Here is a 17971-nt window from a genome sequence, read left to right on the forward strand (position 1 = left end):
GACCACCTCGGCCGGGGGGTCACAGCACCGTGGTGCCGTACATCTCCCCGAGCGGGTCGGCGATCAGCTCCAGGCGGGCGCCGTCCGGGTCGCGGAAGTACAGCGAGGTGCCGCTCTCCTCGAGGTACTCCACGCCCGCGGCGTCCAGGTTCGCCCGCAGCTGCGCCCACCGGTCCGGTTCGACCGAGATCGCCAGGTGGTGCAGGCCACCGAGGACCTCCGCGTAGGGAGCGAGGTCGAGGCCGGGAAGGTCGAAGAAGGCCAGCAGGTTGCCGTTGCCGATGTCGAAGAAGAAGTGGTTCGACCCCGGGTAGTCGCGGTTCTCGAAGATCTCGGTGAGCGGGAACTCCAGCACGTCCTGGTAGAACCGCACCGTGCGCTCGACGTCGGCACAGATCAGCGCCGTGTGGTGCAGCCCCCGGGCGGCGGACGCCGGCCGGTGCTCGTGCAGGTACGTCGAGCGGATCCGGTCCCGCTCGTGCTCGATCGCCGTCAGGTCCAGCTGGGTCATGTCGTTCACCTCGGCCAAGGTCAATGATCGTTCAACCATATGAGCCGGAGGTGCCGGCGGCCATAGCCCGTTCGGACTGATCGGGAGCCGGGCTCCCCGGGATCAGACCACCGGCAGCAGGTCGGGCCGCTTGCAGTTGCCGCCGCCGTCGAACTCCTCGCCGCGCAACCGGCCCCAGACCCACGGCGCCAGGTGGGTGCCGGCCCAGGCGGTCTCGCCGAGGACGATGCGCAGCCAGCCGCGCGGGATCGTCTCGCCCGGCTCCGCCCGCCAGTCGTCGGCCTCGAGACCCAGCGCCTCGGCCAGGGCGGCCGCGATCCGGCGGTGCCCGTCGGAGTTCGCGTGCAGCCGGTCGTCGTGCCACAGGGCCGGGTGGCTGGCCACCGGCTCCGCGGCGAGGTCGACCACGGTGACGCCGTACGCCGCGCCCGCGTCGCGCAGGACCCGGTTGAGGAACTCGATCCGGGGGCGCAGCGCGAACGCGAGCGGCGCCACCCGGGCCATGTCCGGCATGGTGAAGGTCACCACGTGGGTGCCCTGCTCGCGCAGCGCGCGGAACATCTGCATGAGGTTGTCCCTCAGCGCGGCCCGGTCCACCCGGGGTCGGAGCAGGTCGTTGACGCCGGCGACGAGCAGCACCATGTCCGGACGCATCTCCAGCGCCCGGTCCAGCTGGGTCTCGCGGACCTCGAGCGAGGTCTGCCCGCGGACCGCGAGGTTGGCGTAGAGCAGCCCGGGGTTCTCGACCGCGAGCCGCCGGGCGAAGCGGTCCGCCCAGCCGATGTACGTGCCGTCCGGGCCCGGGTCCTCGAGCCCTTCCACGGTGCTGTCACCGAGGGCTACCAGTCGCTGGATCATCGGAGGCGCCCCGGCTCAGTCGCAGTAGTCGCAGACGCCGGAGGCCGGCACCGCGAGGTGGCAGGTGGGACACACCTTGACCGCCGGGGCGGCCACCGCTGTGCGGGCCCGCGCCGGGGCGACCTTGCGCGGCCGCTCGGCCGCGACCTCCTGCTCGTCGACCACGACGTCGAAGCCGCGGTCCTCCAGCACCTTGGCGGCGCCGTCCATCCCGCCGGAGAACTCCGACGACATCGCCGGGGTCCCGGTCGCGTACATGTAGGCCACCCCGAGGATCGCCTTGGAGTCGTACTCGCGGCCGCTGTGCCACACCGTGTAGGCGACCGAGCGGCGGAAGCCGTAGCGACGCAGGAACTCCCGGTCCCCGAGCGAGTCGTACTCGCCCATCGCCTTCAGCACGTGCGAACGGTTCACGAGGTCCCAGTCAGGCATGAGGCCAATTTACGCGGGGCGCCCGGCCGGCGGGGAGGCGGCCGGACCTGCCGGCGGGGAGGCGGATTGCCTCAAGCGACGGCGCTTGGAGCGTTTCGGGCGGTACGGTGCGTCCGCAGTTCTCGGGATCGGGTGCGGACGCAGGGGGAAGCGTTGAGCGGAAGAAGCACGTCTGGCGGCGAAAGCCCGGAGGGCTGGGCGCCGGTGCGCGGGGCGGGTGGCAGCGCCCAGGGGCAGGCCGAGAGCGCGGCCCGAGCGGCCTCCACTCTGGATCGGAAGGCCGCCTACGCCCGTCAACGAGCGGCCAACTACGAGCGGGGCGCCTCGGGGGAGCGGGAGACCGCCCGTGCCCTCGCGGAGCTGACGGTGCGGGGCTGGCACGTGCTCCATGACCGGTTGATGCCCGGCGGCGGCAACATCGACCACCTCGTCGTCGGCCCCGGCGGTGTGGTGGTGGTGGACAGCAAGAACTGGTCGGGCGCGGTCACAATCGAGCGAGGGACCCTGAGAGTCGGCGGCCACAGCCGAGCGACACAGGTCAGCAAGCTGGTGGGCCTGGGCGCCCGGGTGGAGGACGCCCTGACCGGGGCGGGAATGGGCGGCCACGTCCGCACCGTCCTCGCTCTGACCGCAGACGAGGCGCTCGGAACGCCGGCGACCTACCTGCCCAGCGGGGCCATGGTCGTCGCGGTTCCCGAGCTGGTGTCTGTCATCGACGCACTGCCCGAGGTGTGCGATGCCTCCCGGGTGGACGGACTGCTCAGCAGCGTCCTCCAGTCGTTCCCTGCGGCCGACGCGACCGCGAAGTCGGTGGTCGCCGAAGCGCAGAGGAACGAGGCGCCTGCCCGGGCGATGTTCCTCAAAAGCAACGTCTTCCTCTACGTCGAAACGTGGGCTCGGTCAGGTCACCGCAGGCTCTACCTGAATGACGAGCACGGGGAGAGCCTCGGCTACAAGGACCTGGTGAACGGAACGGTCGTGGTGACCGACCAGGCGCAAGCCGCGGTCGTCCAGGGCATTCTCGCCGACGCTCATCCTGGTGGCCTCGGGCTGGCGATGTCGCGGCTGCCGAAGATCCCGACCCAGCTTGCGGGCGGCAGGCTGCTCAACCGGCTGGGGCTTTCGTGCAACTTTCTGGTCGGGCAGCACTGGCGCTCCGGGGCGACGAACCGTCTCTACGGCACCCACGCGGTCCTGGATCAGGGCATCTTCGACCTCGGCTACGCCGATCTCTCGACCGGGCTGCTCGTGCCGTCGAGCAACGAGCCCTTGGCCAAGGACCTGCAGCCCCCTCGCCGCTACCTCGAGCTCACCCTGCAGCGCTACCCGAGGCTGTGACCGCTGACCCGGCGTCGGCGTACCGGCTGTAGAAGCCGTTCATGAACAGCAGCTCCGGGTCGACCTGCCGCTTGAGCGCGAAGAAGTCGTCGACCATCGGGTAGGCCTGCCGCAGCTGCGCGCCGGTGTAGTGCTGCTGGTAGGGCAGGTAGAAGGTGCCCCCGTGCCGCAGCGCGATCGCGATCAGCTCCTGGTTGAGCCGCGCCATGTCCCGGTTGCCGGCGACGCTGACCTCCTGGCTGAGGTAGAGCACTACCGACAGCCGGTCGCCGCGGGCGTAGTCGAGCAGCACCTCCTCGTCGTGCACCGCCCGGACCGAGGCGCTGAGCAGCTGTGCGTCGTGGGCGTTCAGGACTCCGCGCGCCTCGCGGAGGAACGGCACCAGCTGCTCGGGCGCGAGGAAATACTCCTGGAGTACGTCGGTGTAGCGGGTCAGCCGGTTGCGCAGCAGCCCGAGCCCGTTGTACATCGCCTGGTTGCGCGACACCAGGCACGCCTCGGCCGCCCGGAGCGCCTCGCTGCGCGGCTGGTGGCAGGCGCGGACCCGGGGCAGCACGTGCCGCTGGGCCGACCATTTCAGCCGCTGCCCGACCCCGCCGTGACGCGCCACGTTGAGCACCAGCCGGGCGACCCGGGAGTCCTGCTCCTCCCGCAGCGGCGGCATCGGCTCGTCGTACCCCTCGATGCGCTCGTAGGTGTAGACGATCGCCTCCTGCAGGAACGACGACGGGGAGGTGGACAGGTGGGCGTACATCAGCCGGGTGTTCTCGTCCGCGGCGATCGAGTCCTGGAACAGCGCCGGGAAGTCCGCGGTCGGAACGGTCCGCTGGCGGAGCCGGTACATCTCGGCGGGGACGAGGTCGAGCTCCGCCTCGACGATCACGCCGAACAGTCCGTAGCCGCCGATCACGGCACCGAACAGCTCGGGATCGGTGGCCCGGTCCACCGTGCGCACGGTGCCGTCGGCCGTCATCACCCGCAGGCTCCGCACCGTCGAGGCCAGGCTGCCGACCCGGAAGTCGGCGCCGTGGGCGTTGGCCGAGAGCGTCCCTCCGACGCTGAGCACGTCGATGCTCGGCATCGCGGCCACCGACAGCCCGCGGGCATGGCTGGCCTCGAGGACCTTCCGCCAGGTCGCGCCACCACCGACGCGGACGGTGCCGGCCGCCTCGTCGACGACGACGCGGTCCAGGTCACGCATGTCCAGCACCAGGGCCTGGGGGTACGACGCCTGGCCGCCCATGCTGTGCCGGGTGCCGGAGACCGACACCGAGAGGCCGTGGGAGCGGGCGAACGACAACGCCCGCCGCAGCTCGTCGGTCGAGCGGGGACGGGCGACGCCGTAGACCGGCGTCCTGGTCAGGCAGCTGGCGTCGGAGACCGTGCCGCGCTCCTGGGTCAGCCACCGCGGATAGCCGTCGAGGACCCCCGGTGCGAGGGAGGCCGGGGCGGGGGAGACCTGCACGGTGCAGTCGTCCGCCGCGGCCGGCGCGGCGCTGTAGCGCTCGAGCAGCGCCCCGGTCTGCAGCAGGACGACCAGCAGCAGCCCCGCGAGCAGCAACCGCAGCCACCGGCGCCGCGGCGAGCGCCGCCTCTGCTTCATGGCCTGACGGTAGGCCCCGCCGGGGGTGCCGCGCGTGAGCCCGGCTACTCATCAGCGGGCACGTCGCGCCCGCCGATCCTGTCCCGGGGTGGCCGCGGACGCGCGGGTTACGCCTTCTTGGTGGTGCGCGGGGTGGCGGCTTTCTTGGTGGTGGTGCGCGAGGTGGCTGTCTTCTTGGTGCTGGCGCTGGGGGTGGCGGTCTTCTTGGTGGCGGTGCGGGGGCTGGTGGCCTTCTTGGTGGTGGCTCGGGGCGTGGCGGCTTTCGTGGTGGTGGTGCGCGGGGTGGCGGTCTTCTTGGTGGTGGTGCGCGGGGTGGCGGTCTTCTTGGTGGCGGTGCCCGGAGTCGCAGCCTTCTCGGCGGGGGCGGCGCTGCGGGCCGGGGCGGCTGCTCCGGTGGCCGCGGCCACGGCCTCGCGGGGCCGGCCCTCCGTCACCTGCGCGGCGGCGGTCTCGGTCGCCACAGCTGCCTCCGCGTCCGCGAGCCGCGCCAGGTGCTTGGACGCCCGGGCCTGGTGCCCGGCGAGCGCCGTCTTCGCCTCGCGGCGGTCCTTCTTCGCCGCCTTCAGCGTGCGCCGGGTCTCGGAGACCTCGGATGCGAGACGCGCCGTCTTCCGGCGCTGCTTCTGCAGCGACCGCTCCAGGTCGGCCAGGGAGGTCTTCGCGCGGTCGCGGGACCGGGTGGCCTCGTCGAGCCGGCTCTGGGTGGCCTCCACCTGCGCGACCGCCCCCTCGGCCTTCTTCTTGCGTGTGCGGGCCCTCTCCGCGGGCGCGGGCTTGTCCTTCGCCACCGGTCCACCTCCGAACGTCTGCCGGACGCCGTGGTGGCGCCCGGTCCCCCTGGCATACCCCTCGGACCGGTCAGCCATGCCGACGCAGCGTGGCGCTGGTCACGGAGCACCCGCCTCCCGCAGGCGCGAACGAGCCTGATATCGCCTGCGCGCGGTCCAGACCCGACCGGTCTGCCCGACTGCGCAGACCAGGATCGGGTAGAACTTGGGGGTGAACCCCAACTCATGGGGTCCCCGAGCGCAGATGAGGCATGAGTCTTGATCGGCAACACCACGCACCGCTTCAACAACACGACCATGCTCAGCGTGAGCCGCGTCGAGGCCCCGAACGTCGTCACCTCCGACGAGCTCGACCGCCGCCTCGGCGACATCTACGAGCGGGTGGGCCTGCGCGCCGGGCTGCTCGAGAGGCTCGTCGGCATCCGCGAGCGTCGTTGGTGGCCCGACGACGTGAGCTTCGTCGAGGGCGCGGCGACCGCCGGCGCCAAGGCGATCTCCGAGAGCGGGGTGGACCCGGCCGACATCGGGCTCATGGTCAACACCTCGATCGGCCGGACCCACCTGGAGCCGGCGACCGCGGTGGCCGTGCACGACGCGATCGGGTTGCCGCCGTCGTGCCAGAACTTCGACGTCACCAACGCCTGCCTCGGGTTCGTCACCGGCATGGAGATCGCCGGCGCGATGATCGACGCCGGCATGGTCGACTACGCGCTGGTCGTCAACGGCGAGGACTCCCGGGCGGTGCAGGAGGCCACGATCAGGCGGCTCTCCGGTCCCGAGATCACCGCCAAGGACGTGATGGCGGAGTTCGCCGCGTTCACGCTGGGCTCGGGGGCGGCCGCGATGGTCCTCGGCCGGGCCGACCGGCACCCCGAGGGGCACCGGATCGTCGCCGCGGTCAGCCGGGCCGGCACCGAGCACCACGACCTGTGCACCGGGGACAACGGCGTGATGACCACCGACCTCAAGGGCCTGCTCGACGCCGGCCTGCAGCTGTCGGAGGACCTGTGGGTCGAGGCGGCCGACGACTTCGACTGGATCAACGGCATGGACCGCTACATCATCCACCAGGTCTCCCAGGTGCACACCGACGCGCTCAGCTCCCGGCTGGGCATCGACCCGGAGCGGGTGCCGACCACGTTCCCCGAGTTCGGCAACATCGGTCCGGTCTCGGTGCCGTTCACGCTGGCCGCCGAGGTGGACACGTTGAGCCCGGGGGACCGGGTCATGCTGATGGGCATCGGCTCCGGGCTGAACGCCTGCTGCCTCGAGATCGCGTGGTGAACCCGACTCCGCTGGCCGGCCTCGAGCTGCCGGGCCTCGACCCGGCGTGGTCGCGCGTCGTCACCGCGCCGGACGCCGATGGCGTCGCGCGCACCTGGCACGTCCTGGACAACGGAGTGGAGCCGACCGAGGGCACGTTGCTGTGCGTGCACGGCAACCCCACCTGGTCCTACCTGTGGCGCCGGCTGTTCACCGCCGCCCCTCCCGGCTGGCGGGTGCTGGCCCCGGACCACCTCGGCATGGGCTACTCCGAGCGGCTGGACGAGGCGCGGACGCTGGCGCAGCGGGTCGAGGACCTGGGCGCGCTGACCGCCGAGCTCGGCGTCACCGGGCCGGTGGTGACCGTCGGCCACGACTGGGGCGGCGCCATCTCGCTGGGCTGGGCGCTGGAGCACCGCGACCAGCTGCGCGGCGTCGTGCTGGGCAACACCGCCGTCGAGCAGCCCCCGGGCGACCGGGGTCCGGTGCTGATCCGGATGGCGCACGTGCCGCTGCTGCGTGAGAACGCCTGCGTGCGCACCAACACCTTCGTCTGGGGCACGTCGGCCCTCTCCCGGCCGGCCCTGCCCCTCGACGTACGACGGGCCCTCGCGGCGCCGTACCGCACGGCCGAGCGCCGCCGCTCCGTCGGTGACTTCGTCGCCGACATCCCCTTCGCCGAGCTGCACCCGTCCCGGCCCACCGTGGAGGCGATCGCCAAGGGCGTGCGCACCCTCGACGTGCCGGCGCTGCTGTTCTGGGGACCCCGCGACCCGGTGTTCGGCGAGAAGTACCTCGCCGACCTGCTCGACCGGCTGCCGCACGCGCAGCTGCACCGCTACGAGGGCGCCTCGCACCTTGTCACCGAGGACGCTCCGCAGTACGCCGAGGCCGTCGCCCGATGGGTGGGCGAGATGGTCGCCGGCCGTGACGCCGCCGAGCCCGCCCTGGAGCCGATCGACGGTCCCGAGGGGGAGCCCACCACCGGGGCCGCCCGGCCGGAGGGGGCGACCGGGCGCAGGCTGTGGTCCGCGCTCGAGGAGCGCACCGACGACACCGCCCCGGCGGTCGTCGAAGTGGGCGGCCACACCGTCAGCTGGCAGGTCCTGGACCGCCGGGTGCGGGAGCTCGCCGCCGGCCTGGCCGCCGCGGGCGTCCGGCCCGGGCACCGGATCGGGCTGCTCGTGGAGCCGTCCTCCGACCTCACCGCCGCGGTCTACGCCGCCTGGCGTGCGGGCGCGGTGGTGGTGGTCGCGGACAAGGGCCTCGGCTTCGCCGGCATGCGCCGGGCGCTGCGCAGCGCATCGGTCGACCACGTGATCGGCGCGCCCGCCGGCCTGGCTGCGGCCCGGCTGATGGGGCTGCCCGGCAGCAGGATCGCGGTCCGCGCGATCGGCGACCCGCAGCGCCGGGCCCTCGGGGTCAGCCACAGCCTCGACGAGCTGGCCGAGCTCGGTCGCCGCTCGCCGCTGCCGGCGCCGCCGGCCGCGGACCGGGACTGCGCGGTGGTCTTCACCTCCGGCGCCACCGGACCGGCCAAGGGTGTCGTCTACCGGCACCACCAGGTGCGCTCGCAGCTGGAGCTGCTGGCGTCGACGTACGCCATCACCGGGGAGGACCGGCTGGTTGCCGCGTTCGCCCCGTTCGCGCTGCTCGGCCCGGCCCTCGGGATCGGCTCCGCCGTGCCCGACATCGACGTCACCGTGCCCGGCACGCTCGCCGCGGCCACCCTGGCCGACGCCGCGGTCGCGGTGGACGCCACGATCGTGTTCGCCTCGCCGGCGGCGCTGCGCAACGTCGCCGCCACCCGCCAGGGGCTCACCGGCGAGCAGTCCGCGGCGCTCGGCCGGATCCGGCTGGTGATGTCCGCGGGCGCACCCGTGCCCGCGGCGCTGCTGGAGTCGCTGCAGTCGGTCCTGCCCTCGGCGCGGTTCCACACGCCGTACGGGATGACCGAGGCGCTGCCGGTCACCGACGTGTCGCTGGAGGAGATCCTCACCGCCGGCTCCGGGGAGGGCGTCTGCGTCGGCCGCCCGCTGCCCGCGGTCGAGGTCGCGGTCAGCCCGCTGGACGCCGCCGGCACCGCGGACGGGCCGCTGACCGCCGAGCCCGGCCGGACCGGCGAGATCGTCGTCCGGGCCGGCCACGTCAAGGACCGCTACGACGGCCTGTGGGCGACCGAGCGGGCCAGCACCGAGGACCCGGGCTGGCACCGCACCGGGGACGTCGGTCACCTCGACGCCGAGGGCCGGCTGTGGGTCGAGGGCCGGCTGCCGCACGTGATCAGCACCGCCCAGGGCGCGGTCACCCCGGTCGGGGTCGAGCAGCGCGTGGAGCGGCTGCCGCTGGTGCAGGCCGCGGCCGCGGTCGGGGTCGGCCCGGCCGGCGCCCAGGTGCTCGCCGTGGTCGTCGTGCTCACCGGTACGTCGTCGCGCGGCGGCCTCGGGGAACGTCTCGGGCGAGGATCCGGGGGACGAGGCCGGATGAGGCTCGCGGACACCGCGCTGACCGACGCCGTACGCGCCGCCGCGGACACCGAGGTGACCGCCGTGCTCACCACGGACCACCTGCCCGTGGACGTCCGGCACGCCTCGAAGGTCGACCGGCAGCAGGTGGCCGCGGAGGCGGCCCGGTTCCTCGCCGGTTCCCTGCACGCATGAGGGTCCTGCTCACCGGGGCCAGCGGCATGCTCGGGCGGACCACCGCCCGGGCGCTGATCGACCGCGGTGACGAGGTCTGCGTGCTGCAGCGACGGCCCGCGGGCCTGGACTGCCGGGAGGTGCTCGGCGACGTCGCCGACCCGACGGTCGTGCGGCGCGCCGCCGCGGGCCAGGACGCCGTCGTGCACCTGGCGGCCAAGGTCGACGTAGTGGGCCGCTGGGCCGACTTCGCACGCGCCAACATCGACGGCACCCGCACCGTCGTCGAGGCCAGCCGGGCCGCGGGCGTGGGCCGGCTGGTGCACGTCTCCTCGCCGTCGGTGGCGCACGCCGGCCGACCCCTGGTCGGGGTCGGCGCCGAGCCGGCCGACCCGGACCGGGCCGGCGGGCACTACGCGCGGTCCAAGGCGGTCGCCGAGCAGCTGGCGCTCGCCGCGGACTCACCTGCCCTCGCGGTGCTGGCGATCCGCCCGCACCTGGTCTGGGGACCGGGCGACACCCAGCTCGTGGCCCGGCTCGTCGCCCGGGCCCGGGCCGGACGGCTGCCGGTGCTCGGCGCCGGCGCGGCCCTGATCGACACGACGTACATCGACAACGCCGGCGCCGCGCTCGTCGCCGCCGTCGACGCCTGCGGGCCCGCGCACGGGGAGCCGCTGGTGGTGTCGAACGGCGAGCCCCGGCCGGTCCGGGAGGTGCTCGCCCGGCTGTGCCGGGCCGCCGGCGTCCCGGAACCGCAGCGGCGCGTGCCGGTCTGGCTCGGCCGGACGGCCGGGACGGCGGTGGACGGGATCTGGGCGGCCACCCGGCGCCGGGACACCCCGCCGATCACCCGGTTCCTCGCCGGGCAGCTCTCCACGGCTCACTGGTTCGACCAGCGGCGGACCCGCGAGGTGCTCGGCTGGCGGCCGGAGGTCAGCTTGGACGAGGGCTTCGAGCGCCTCGGCGCCTGGTACGCCGCCGGCGGCCCCCACCCGACCTGATCGCCGCCGGGGCTCGCCTGAGCGGCTCCCAGCTGAGCGGGTCTCAGCTCAGCGGGGTGACGGGCTCCCCGCAGTCGGGGCACTGCACCTGGTCCACGGGCTGGTCGCTCCGGCCCTGCTGCCCGCAGTACTCGCACACCCACCCGGTCGATCCCTCGTCCATCGGCCCATCCTGCCCGACGAGGCCCGCCGGAGCAGGAGATCCACTCCCACGCTGAATGTCGGCGGACCGGCCTACGCTGGGGGAGAGGACGAGGGGTCGAGTGCACGGGGGCAGCATGAGCGAGTTCGCAGGGTTCGATCTGGACCGGAGCACCGAGCGGGCCTGGAGCAGGTTCCGGGCGCGGCTCGCAGACCACGTCGCCGAGATGGCCGACGACGACGTGCTGGTGGTGAGCGTCGACGACTCGGCCGTCGACGAGGACGGCGACGGCGCGACGCCCTACGTGCAGTTCTGCGGCTGGGGCGGCACCCGGGTCCGCTGCGAGGTGTCCAGCAACGCCTATCTCGCCGACGAGCTGCAGCTCGACCGCGCCGGGTCGGAGTCCGTGCTGCGGCTGGGCTGGGCCGCGCCGACGGCCGGCCGGTCCGACGAGCTCGACGGGGGATCGGCCAACTACTTCCTCGACCTCGACCGCGCCCACGCCGACCGGCTCGCGGTGATGACCACCCAGGTGCTCCGTGAGGTGTTCGCGGTGCCGCACCCGGCGTTCCTGTCCGCGGAGGGGCTCGGTGACGACGCCGGCCTCGACCGGCCCGACCCCGCGACGGCCACCGAGCCCGAGGTCGAGGTGCCGGCCGTCTTCCCGCACGACCGTGAGCACCTGCTGGACCTGGTCGACAAAGCCCTCGTGCCGCTGTTCGGGCAGCCGCCGGAGCACGACGAGGACGACGACATCCCGGTGGTGAGCGGCAGCGCGCTGATCTTCGTGCGGGTCCTGGAGACGGCGCCGGCGGTGCAGCTGTTCTGCTCGCTGGTGCACGACGTCACCGACCGGGACCGGGCGGCCTTCGAGGTCGCGGTGCTTAACCGCGACGTGCGCTACCTCAAGTTCGTCCTGGTCGAGGACACCGTGATGGTGCAGCTGCACCTGCCGGCGTACCCGTTCGCCCCCGAGCACCTGCGCACCATGCTGTCGATCATGTCCGACACCGTGGACACGATCGACGACGACCTCGTGGCGAGGGTCGGAGGCCGCCGTACCTTCGAGCCCGACAGCGACGTGGCGGGCGTCGAGGACGCGGACATCCACCAGCTGCTCGACCTCGCCGAGCGCCGCGAGGTGGAGGCCGCGACCGACCCGGTCCACCCCGCGATGATGACGCTGCTCCAGCTCGACGCCGACTCCCCGGGCTCGCTGACCGGTGAGATCGCCGCGAGCGTCTGCTCCGGCGAGCGCGACCTGATCCTCGAGCTGATCGCCTGGAGCAGCGGCCAGGAGCTCGCCTGGCGGCAGGCCCGCGACCGGGCGATCCTCGCGCAAGACGCCGCGGAGGCCGCGGTCTGCGAGCGGGAGACGCGCCAGGCCGAGGCCATGGTCGACGTGCTGCGCCGGGCGCTCCGGCTCGTCGTCGAGGCCAAGCTGGGTCGGGACCGGTTGCAGCCCGGGTACGCCGGCCAGTCCGGCCGGGGGAGCGGCCGGCCGGCGGAGCAGGACGTCACGCTGCCCGGTCTCGAGGTGCCCGTGGACGAGCCGGGGCTGTTCGACGAGGATTGACCGGGCGGAGTGACCGGCCGGGCGGCGCAAGCCCGCCTCGCGCCGCTCCGCTCTCCGGCCTCATCCGGTCGCGGCCCCGTCGGTCGGCGCGGAGGAACCCACGAGCGCGACCATGTTCCCGAAGACGTCCTCGCCGCGACCCATGCTGGCGTGCGCGGACCCGATCTCGTCGAAGCTCACGACACGGCCGAGGCACGGGTCGATCTGCCCGGACCGCACCAGATCGTTGTAGCCCTGCGCCTGGGAGTCGTTGGTGCCGTGAGATCCCTGGAAGCGCTTCTGTCGGGTCCAGTGGTAGCGCAGGTCGACCATGGCGTCGAAGCCGGAGGTGCCCGCGCAGATGACCACCATCCCCCCGGGTTGGCACACGAAGATGCTGGTCGGCACGGTTGCCGCACCGGGGTGCTCCACGACGAGGGCTGGGTCGGTCCGCTCTCCGGCGATCTCCCAGATGCGCTTGCCGAACTTCTTGGCCTCGGCCGACCACTCGCGCTGTCCGGCCGTGTCGTCCACCAACGGCGGGATGCCCCAGTGGCTGAAGTCGTGTCGATCGATCCACCCGGCGGCGCCGCGATCCATCGCGTACTGCCCCCGCTCGGCCTCGGAGACCACCGCGACCGGTACGGCACCGGCGAGCTTGGCCAGCTGGATGGCCTGTGAGCCGACACCGCCCGATCCGCCCCACACCAGGACCACGTCACCCGCGGTGACCGTGTTGCCGGCCCACCCGTGCATCATGCGATAGGCGGTCGCGCCCACCAGCGTGGGGGCCGCCGCCGCGGCCCATCCGAGGTGCTCGGCCTTGGGCAGGACCTGGTGGGCCTGCACCCGGGAGAACTGGGCGAAGGAGCCGAAGTTGGTGTCGTAGCCCCAGATCCTGGCGGAGGGCGCGATCATCGCGTCCTTCCCGGCCGCGATCCAGGGATCGTCGGTCTCCCACCATCCGGGGTGGATCACGACCTCGTCACCGATCTCGACCCCCGTGACCGCGTCGCCGCGCGCGTAGACGATCCCGGACGCGTCCGATCCGCCGATGTGGAAGTCGTGGGGCTCGCCCTTGCGCTGCCGCGCGCCGATCTGGTCGACGGGATACCCGCGTGCCGCCCACACGTTGTTGTAGTTGATGCCGGCGGCCATGACGGCCACCAGGACCTCGTCCGGGCCCAGGTCCGGCACCTGGACCACCTCGTGCTGGAACGCCGTCAGGGGATCGCCGTACCGCTCCTGACGCACGACCTGTGCGTGCATGTGGCTCGGCACGACGCCGAGCGGGGGCAGCTCTCCCACGGGCACGATCTCTGCGCCGGGGGTGGCGACGCTCTTCCGCTGGCTGGTCAGGGTGGTCATCGGGCCGAACTCCTTCGATGGGGGACAGGGTGTGCATCAGCACGGTGGGTCGGGCGGGGTCGAGGCGGTGCTGCCTGGCGGAGGAGGCCGTTGCCTGCGTGGTGGGTCAGAGCTGGATCGCCTTGGTCTCGAGGAACTCCTCGAGCCCGAAACGGCCCAGCTCGCGTCCGTTACCGGACTTCTTGTAGCCGCCGAACGGCGCTGAGACGTTGAACTGGCCGCCGTTGACGTCCACCTGCCCGGTCCGGAGCCGGCGGGCGACGGCCACCCCGTGCTCCTCGGTGCCGGCCCACACCGCCCCGTGCAGTCCGTACGGGCTGTCGTTGGCGATGCGTACGGCGTCGTCCACGTCGTCGTAGGAGATGACCACGAGCACGGGCCCGAAGATCTCCTCGCGTGCGATGCGCATGGAGGGATCGACCTGGGCGAAGACCGTCGCGGGGACGTAGTACCCCGAGCTCAGGTGCGCGGGCCGACCCAGACCGCCCGCGACTAGCTGTGCTCCCTCGTCGATCCCGGCGGCGATGTAGGACTGCACCGAGTCGAACTGCGCACGCGAGGCCACGGGGCCCAGGCCGTCGCTCAGCTCGCGGGCAGCGGCCGCCGCAACCTGGGCCGCTCGGGCGTGCTCGGCTCGCGGGACGAGGAGCCGGGTCCAGGCGCTGCACGACTGGCCGCTGTTGCTCATGCAGTTCTGCACGGTGGCGGTCACGGCCGCGTCGAGGTCGGATCCCTCCAGGACCACGCTCGCGGACTTCCCTCCGAGCTCCAGCGCCACCCGCTTGACGCTCGGGGCCGCCGCCGCGGACACCCTGGCCCCTGCGGCGGTGGAGCCGGTGAACGACACCATGTCCACGTCAGGGTGGGCTGACAGCGCCTCGCCGACCACTGAGCCGCTCCCCGGAACGAGGTTGAAGACCCCGGCCGGGAAGCCGGCCTCGTGCAGAATCTCGGTGAAGCGGTAGGTCGAGAGGGGAGCGATCTCGGCGGGCTTGGCGACCACCGTGCAACCGACCGCGAGGGCGGGCGCCACCTTGGCGACGAGCTGGTACAGCGGGTAGTTCCACGGGGTGATCGCTGCGACGACCCCGACAGGCTCCCGGACGACGAGGGAGTTGCCGATGCGCTCGTCATGGCACTGCCCCACCAGCTCCAGGCAGTCCTCCAACATCGCCAGCGGCGTGTCGACATGCTCCGAGCGCGCCAGGGGCCACGGTGCGCCGATCTCGAGCTCGACCAGTGACGCCAGCTCGTCGGCTTGCGCACGCATGCCTTCCAGCAGCCGCCGGAGCCGACCCTGGCGAGTGGCGACGGGCGCGTCGGACCAGTCGGGGAAGGCACGTCGCGCGGCCTGCACAGCCACGTCCACGTCGACGGCGGCGCAGCTGGCGACCAGGGCCACCACCTCCTCCGAGCACGGGTGCACGACCTCGATGAGCGCCGGGTCCGACGGGTGCTGCCAGCGCCCGTCGACGTACATCCGGTCCCAGGTCGTCACGGAGCTTGACTCGCTCATGGCTCAGGACTCCTGTCCAGGTCGCTGGGGGCCGGGGGTGGCGCGTACCGGGCATCCCGCCAGGCCAGCGCCGACCTGAGCCCCTGGGTCCGGACCCGCTCGTCGAATGCCTGCTGCTCGGGGGAGTCGAGGCTGTTGAGGATGGCGGAGAGATCGTGGTTCGCCGACACGGCCGTGCGCAGCCCCATCGCCTCGTAGGCCCGGGTCAGGGCCAGCTTGGTGTAGCGCAGGGTGCCGGCCGGGGTGGGCGTGATCTTCGCGCACAAGGCGTCGATCGCCGAGCGCAGGTCGTGGTCGTCGACGACGTGGTTGACCAGCCCGATCCGCTCGGCCTCGGCAGCGGAGAGGGAGTCGCCAGTGAACAGCAGCTCGTTCGTCTTCTTCTCACCGAGGACGAACGGCATCAGCATCGTCGCGGGCCCGGAGCCGTAACGGATCTCCGGCTCACCGAAACGGGCGTCCGAGCTGGCGATGACCATGTCGCAGGCCATCGCCAGGTCGCAGCCGCCCGCCAGGCACCAACCATGCACGGCGGCTACGGTCGGCTTGGAGAGCGACCACAGCTGCATGGTGACGTCGATGTCCCGGCGAAGGATGTCGTGCCAGGTGTCGGCGCCCTCGATGCCCTCCCCGGCCTCCTCGGTGAGGTCGAATCCGGCGCAGAAGGCTCGTCCGCTCCCGGAGAGCACGACCACCTTGGTGGACTCGTCCTTCTCGGCCGCAGTCAGGGCTGCGCTCAGCTCGCCGACCATGTCGTGGCTGAGCGCGTTCAGCTTCTCGGGACGGTTCAGGGTCAGCCACCGGACGGCGCCGTGCTGATCGACCAGGATCAGGTCACTCATCGCGACACCCCCTGCTCCAGGACCACGAGGGCGTCGACGGCGACCACTCCCTCGGTGGTGACGATGAGGGGGTTCACATCGATCTCGGTCACTTCCGGGTGCTCGGAGGCGAGACGGCCGAGTGCCAGCAGGACGTCGACGAGCCCGGAGGCCGACGGGGGCAGCCCGGCGGATCGGACGAGCCCGGTGGCGAGCTCCCGATCCACCGGTCCCAGCGCTACGGCGGGCGTCCTCGCCTCCACGTCGGTGCCTCCGAAGCCGACGGTGAACACGGGACCGAATGCGGGGTCGCGGTTCATGCCGCAGTAGACCTCGATGCCGGGCGGCAGCTGCCGAGCCACCAGCACCGGGCCGCCGATGGCCGTGGCGGCCTCCGACACCGCGTGCGGGCTGGTCAGCCCGAGGATCACGCCGTTGCTCCTGGACTTGTGCGCGGGGCCGTCGACCTTGACCACGACCGGATACCCCAGGGAGTCCGCCGCGGCCGCCGCGGCCTGGGCGTTCTCGGCGCGGATGCCCTCGGCGACCACCACGCCGTAGCGACGCAGGACGGTCGCGGAGTCGAACTCCGGCAACGCTCCCGCACCGACGAGCCGCGGTTGCGCGACGGTGTGCTCCACCGCGGGCACCGAGTCGACCGCGGCCCAGCTCGCCCCGATGCCGCTGATGGCCCGCATGGCTCGGTCGATGCCGCGGACCAGCGGAACGCCCCCTTCCCGCGCCGCGGCCATGATGTGCGCAGGTGCGTCACAGTTGCCGACCGAGACCACGACGGGGAAGACGCCGTAGGTGTCGGCGAGGTCCGCCAGGGTCCGGACCACGAGCTCGCACCAGACGTTCTCCTCGGCCCCCGGTAGGTGGACAGGTCCACCTGGCCGATGATCACGTCGTACTGCCCCGAGCGGGCCATCAGATCGAGCGCCCAGGGGAACGCTCTCTCAGGGCTGTCCAGGCCCCACACGTCCAGCGGATTCTGTGGCGCCACCAGTCCCGGGAATCGCTCCTCCAGATCATGCTGGAGGGACGCTGCCATCGGCTGGAAGGCGATGCCGGCGGCGTCGGCAGCGTCCGCGAGCAGCCCGCACTCGCCGCCGGACTCGGACACGGCGCCCAGCCGGACACCGCCCAGGGGACGCGGACTGCCCAGGAGCTCCAGCGTCTCGGTGAGCTGCTGGAAGTCCTCGACCTCGATCACGCCGTAGCGGGCGAGGGCCGCGGAGAACGAGGTTCCGGACCCGACGATGGCGCCCGTGTGGGCCAGGGCGACCCGGGCAGCGGTCACCGATCGGCCGACCTTGAGACAGACCACCGGCTTTCCCCGCTCAGCGCACTTGCGCAGGGCCTCGACGAAGGCCGCCGGGCGACGAACCGTCTCCAGGAACAGCCCGATGGCGCTGGTCGCGGGATCCTCGGCGAAGTGGTCGAGGAAGTCGGCGACGTCTCGTCCGATCTCGCTCCCCGTGGAGACGACCGCACGGAAGCCGACCCTGGGCCCCATCGTGGTGAAGGCCTCGGCGACGGACCCCGACTGCGCGACGACCGCGACGCTGCCGGGCAGGAACGTGTCGGGCAGGGTACCGATCCACGGTGAGCACGCCGGGGTGGCGATGCCCATGCAGTTGTGCCCGAGGATCGCGACGCCGGCCGCCTCGGCACGAGATCTCAGACGAGCCGCGATGCCGGGGCCTTCGACCCCGGCCTCACTGCCCAGGCCGGGCATGACGACGCCACGGGCACCGACGGCGATCAGCTCCTCGAACGCTTGCTCGACGCGACGGTGCCCGACCATCAGGACGCCGAGATCGGGCGCGTGCTCGAGGTCGCCGATGGAGGGAACGCACGGCAACCCGGCCACGCTGTGTCGACCCGGGTGCACACCGACCACGGGAGCCCGGCCGGCGAGGAGGTTGTGGAGGACCGACGCGTGTCGGTCGGAGGGACCGACCACCACCACGGAGCGGGGCTGGACGAGCGGGGTCACGTCGCGGAGGGCGTCGCCGGCGGTGCCGGCCGGCGTTGGTGCGATCAGGGGCTGAGAGGGCGTGCTGGACTGCAGCATGGGAGGACCCATCCTCGGATTGTCTAGGCGGGAAGAGGGGGTGGGAGGCGAGAACG

At 72.9% G+C, this 17971-nt stretch carries 14 protein-coding genes and 1 pseudogene; 5 read left to right on the forward strand and 10 right to left on the reverse strand.

Annotated features, from left to right (window positions below; genetic code table 11):
- Nucleotides 1–19: 19 nt before the first annotated feature.
- The 3 genes from H9L09_RS17980 to H9L09_RS17990 all read right to left on the reverse strand — a co-directional run bounded on the left by H9L09_RS17980 (nt 20) and on the right by H9L09_RS17990 (nt 1801).
- Nucleotides 20–511 carry a VOC family protein gene (locus tag H9L09_RS17980; RefSeq protein WP_187578191.1) on the reverse strand — a complete coding sequence of 164 codons (492 nt, stop codon included), beginning with the start codon at nt 509–511 and terminating at the stop codon, nt 20–22.
- A 102-nt stretch (nt 512–613) separates the two neighbouring features.
- Nucleotides 614–1369, reverse strand: a complete 756-nt coding sequence (locus H9L09_RS17985; protein WP_187578192.1) for an SGNH/GDSL hydrolase family protein — start codon at nt 1367–1369, stop codon at nt 614–616.
- A gap of 15 nt (nt 1370–1384) precedes the next feature.
- The gene (locus H9L09_RS17990) at nt 1385–1801 is read right to left on the reverse strand and encodes a ScoMcrA-related endonuclease (protein ID WP_187578193.1); all 417 of its coding nucleotides are present in this window, start codon (nt 1799–1801) and stop codon (nt 1385–1387) included.
- A 366-nt stretch (nt 1802–2167) separates the two neighbouring features.
- Here H9L09_RS17990 and H9L09_RS21730 point away from each other — a divergent pair, with 366 nt between their 5' ends.
- Entirely contained in the window at nt 2168–3139 is a 972-nt protein-coding gene (locus H9L09_RS21730; RefSeq protein WP_246456547.1) for an NERD domain-containing protein, read from the forward strand.
- Here the strand turns inward: H9L09_RS21730 and H9L09_RS18000 are convergent.
- Both H9L09_RS18000 and H9L09_RS18005 read right to left on the reverse strand, forming a co-directional pair.
- Nucleotides 3111–4742, reverse strand: coding sequence for an FAD-binding oxidoreductase (locus H9L09_RS18000; RefSeq protein WP_187578194.1), 1632 nt, complete (start codon nt 4740–4742; stop codon nt 3111–3113). The genes H9L09_RS21730 and H9L09_RS18000 overlap by 29 nt on opposite strands.
- 107 nt (nt 4743–4849) lie before the next feature.
- Nucleotides 4850–5530 (reverse strand): hypothetical protein, encoded by a 681-nt coding sequence (locus H9L09_RS18005; RefSeq protein ID WP_187578195.1) that lies wholly within the window; start codon nt 5528–5530, stop codon nt 4850–4852.
- A gap of 258 nt (nt 5531–5788) precedes the next feature.
- Here H9L09_RS18005 and H9L09_RS18010 point away from each other — a divergent pair, with 258 nt between their 5' ends.
- The 4 genes from H9L09_RS18010 (at nt 5789) to H9L09_RS18025 (ending at nt 12151) form a co-directional block, all read left to right on the forward strand.
- Nucleotides 5789–6814 (forward strand): 3-oxoacyl-ACP synthase III, encoded by a 1026-nt coding sequence (locus H9L09_RS18010; RefSeq protein ID WP_187578196.1) that lies wholly within the window; start codon nt 5789–5791, stop codon nt 6812–6814.
- Nucleotides 6811–9453: an alpha/beta fold hydrolase gene (locus H9L09_RS18015; RefSeq protein WP_246456096.1), complete on the forward strand. Its 2643-nt coding sequence runs from the start codon at nt 6811–6813 to the stop codon at nt 9451–9453. Before H9L09_RS18010 ends, H9L09_RS18015 begins: the two co-directional genes overlap by 4 nt.
- On the forward strand, nt 9450–10433 hold the full coding sequence (locus H9L09_RS18020; protein ID WP_187578197.1) for an NAD-dependent epimerase/dehydratase family protein: 984 nt from the start codon (nt 9450–9452) through the stop codon (nt 10431–10433). Before H9L09_RS18015 ends, H9L09_RS18020 begins: the two co-directional genes overlap by 4 nt.
- A gap of 278 nt (nt 10434–10711) precedes the next feature.
- Nucleotides 10712–12151: a T3SS (YopN, CesT) and YbjN peptide-binding chaperone 1 gene (locus H9L09_RS18025; protein WP_187578198.1), complete on the forward strand. Its 1440-nt coding sequence runs from the start codon at nt 10712–10714 to the stop codon at nt 12149–12151.
- Nucleotides 12152–12211: 60 nt separating this feature from the next.
- Here H9L09_RS18025 and ccrA read toward each other — a convergent pair whose 3' ends face one another.
- From ccrA to H9L09_RS22845, 5 genes and pseudogenes are all read right to left on the reverse strand, one after another.
- A complete protein-coding gene (ccrA, locus tag H9L09_RS18030; protein WP_187578199.1) occupies nt 12212–13498 on the reverse strand; it encodes a crotonyl-CoA carboxylase/reductase in 1287 nt (428 codons plus the stop codon).
- 106 nt (nt 13499–13604) lie between these two features.
- Complete coding sequence (locus tag H9L09_RS18035) at nt 13605–15014, reverse strand: aldehyde dehydrogenase family protein (protein ID WP_223164112.1); 1410 nt, start codon at nt 15012–15014, stop codon at nt 13605–13607.
- Nucleotides 15011–15856 (reverse strand): enoyl-CoA hydratase/isomerase family protein, encoded by an 846-nt coding sequence (locus H9L09_RS18040; protein WP_187578200.1) that lies wholly within the window; start codon nt 15854–15856, stop codon nt 15011–15013. Before H9L09_RS18040 ends, H9L09_RS18035 begins: the two co-directional genes overlap by 4 nt.
- A complete protein-coding gene (locus tag H9L09_RS22300) occupies nt 15853–16677 on the reverse strand; it encodes an acetate--CoA ligase family protein (RefSeq protein WP_246456097.1) in 825 nt (274 codons plus the stop codon). The genes H9L09_RS18040 and H9L09_RS22300 overlap by 4 nt, the downstream gene beginning before the upstream one ends.
- Nucleotides 16678–17060: 383 nt before the next feature.
- A pseudogene (locus H9L09_RS22845) lies at nt 17061–17927 on the reverse strand (CoA-binding protein); the annotation flags it as partial.
- Between the last annotated feature and the right edge of the window lie 44 nt (nt 17928–17971).

The organism is Nocardioides mesophilus, assembly GCF_014395785.1.
In the GTDB taxonomy this organism is placed as follows: Bacteria; Actinomycetota; Actinomycetes; order Propionibacteriales; family Nocardioidaceae; genus Nocardioides_B; species Nocardioides_B mesophilus.

Excerpts from the sequence above, each read along its gene's own strand:
- H9L09_RS17980 (WP_187578191.1), bottom strand. The coding sequence starts at position 511 with ATGACCCAGCTGGACCTGACGGCGATCGAGCACGAGCGGGACCGGATC.
- H9L09_RS17985 (WP_187578192.1), bottom strand. The coding sequence starts at position 1,369 with ATGATCCAGCGACTGGTAGCCCTCGGTGACAGCACCGTGGAAGGGCTC.
- H9L09_RS17990 (WP_187578193.1), bottom strand. The coding sequence starts at position 1,801 with ATGCCTGACTGGGACCTCGTGAACCGTTCGCACGTGCTGAAGGCGATG.
- H9L09_RS18000 (WP_187578194.1), bottom strand. The coding sequence starts at position 4,742 with ATGAAGCAGAGGCGGCGCTCGCCGCGGCGCCGGTGGCTGCGGTTGCTG.
- H9L09_RS18020 (WP_187578197.1), top strand. The coding sequence starts at position 9,450 with ATGAGGGTCCTGCTCACCGGGGCCAGCGGCATGCTCGGGCGGACCACC.
- H9L09_RS18025 (WP_187578198.1), top strand. The coding sequence starts at position 10,712 with ATGAGCGAGTTCGCAGGGTTCGATCTGGACCGGAGCACCGAGCGGGCC.
- ccrA (WP_187578199.1), bottom strand. The coding sequence starts at position 13,498 with ATGACCACCCTGACCAGCCAGCGGAAGAGCGTCGCCACCCCCGGCGCA.
- H9L09_RS18035 (WP_223164112.1), bottom strand. The coding sequence starts at position 15,014 with ATGAGCGAGTCAAGCTCCGTGACGACCTGGGACCGGATGTACGTCGAC.
- H9L09_RS18040 (WP_187578200.1), bottom strand. The coding sequence starts at position 15,856 with ATGAGTGACCTGATCCTGGTCGATCAGCACGGCGCCGTCCGGTGGCTG.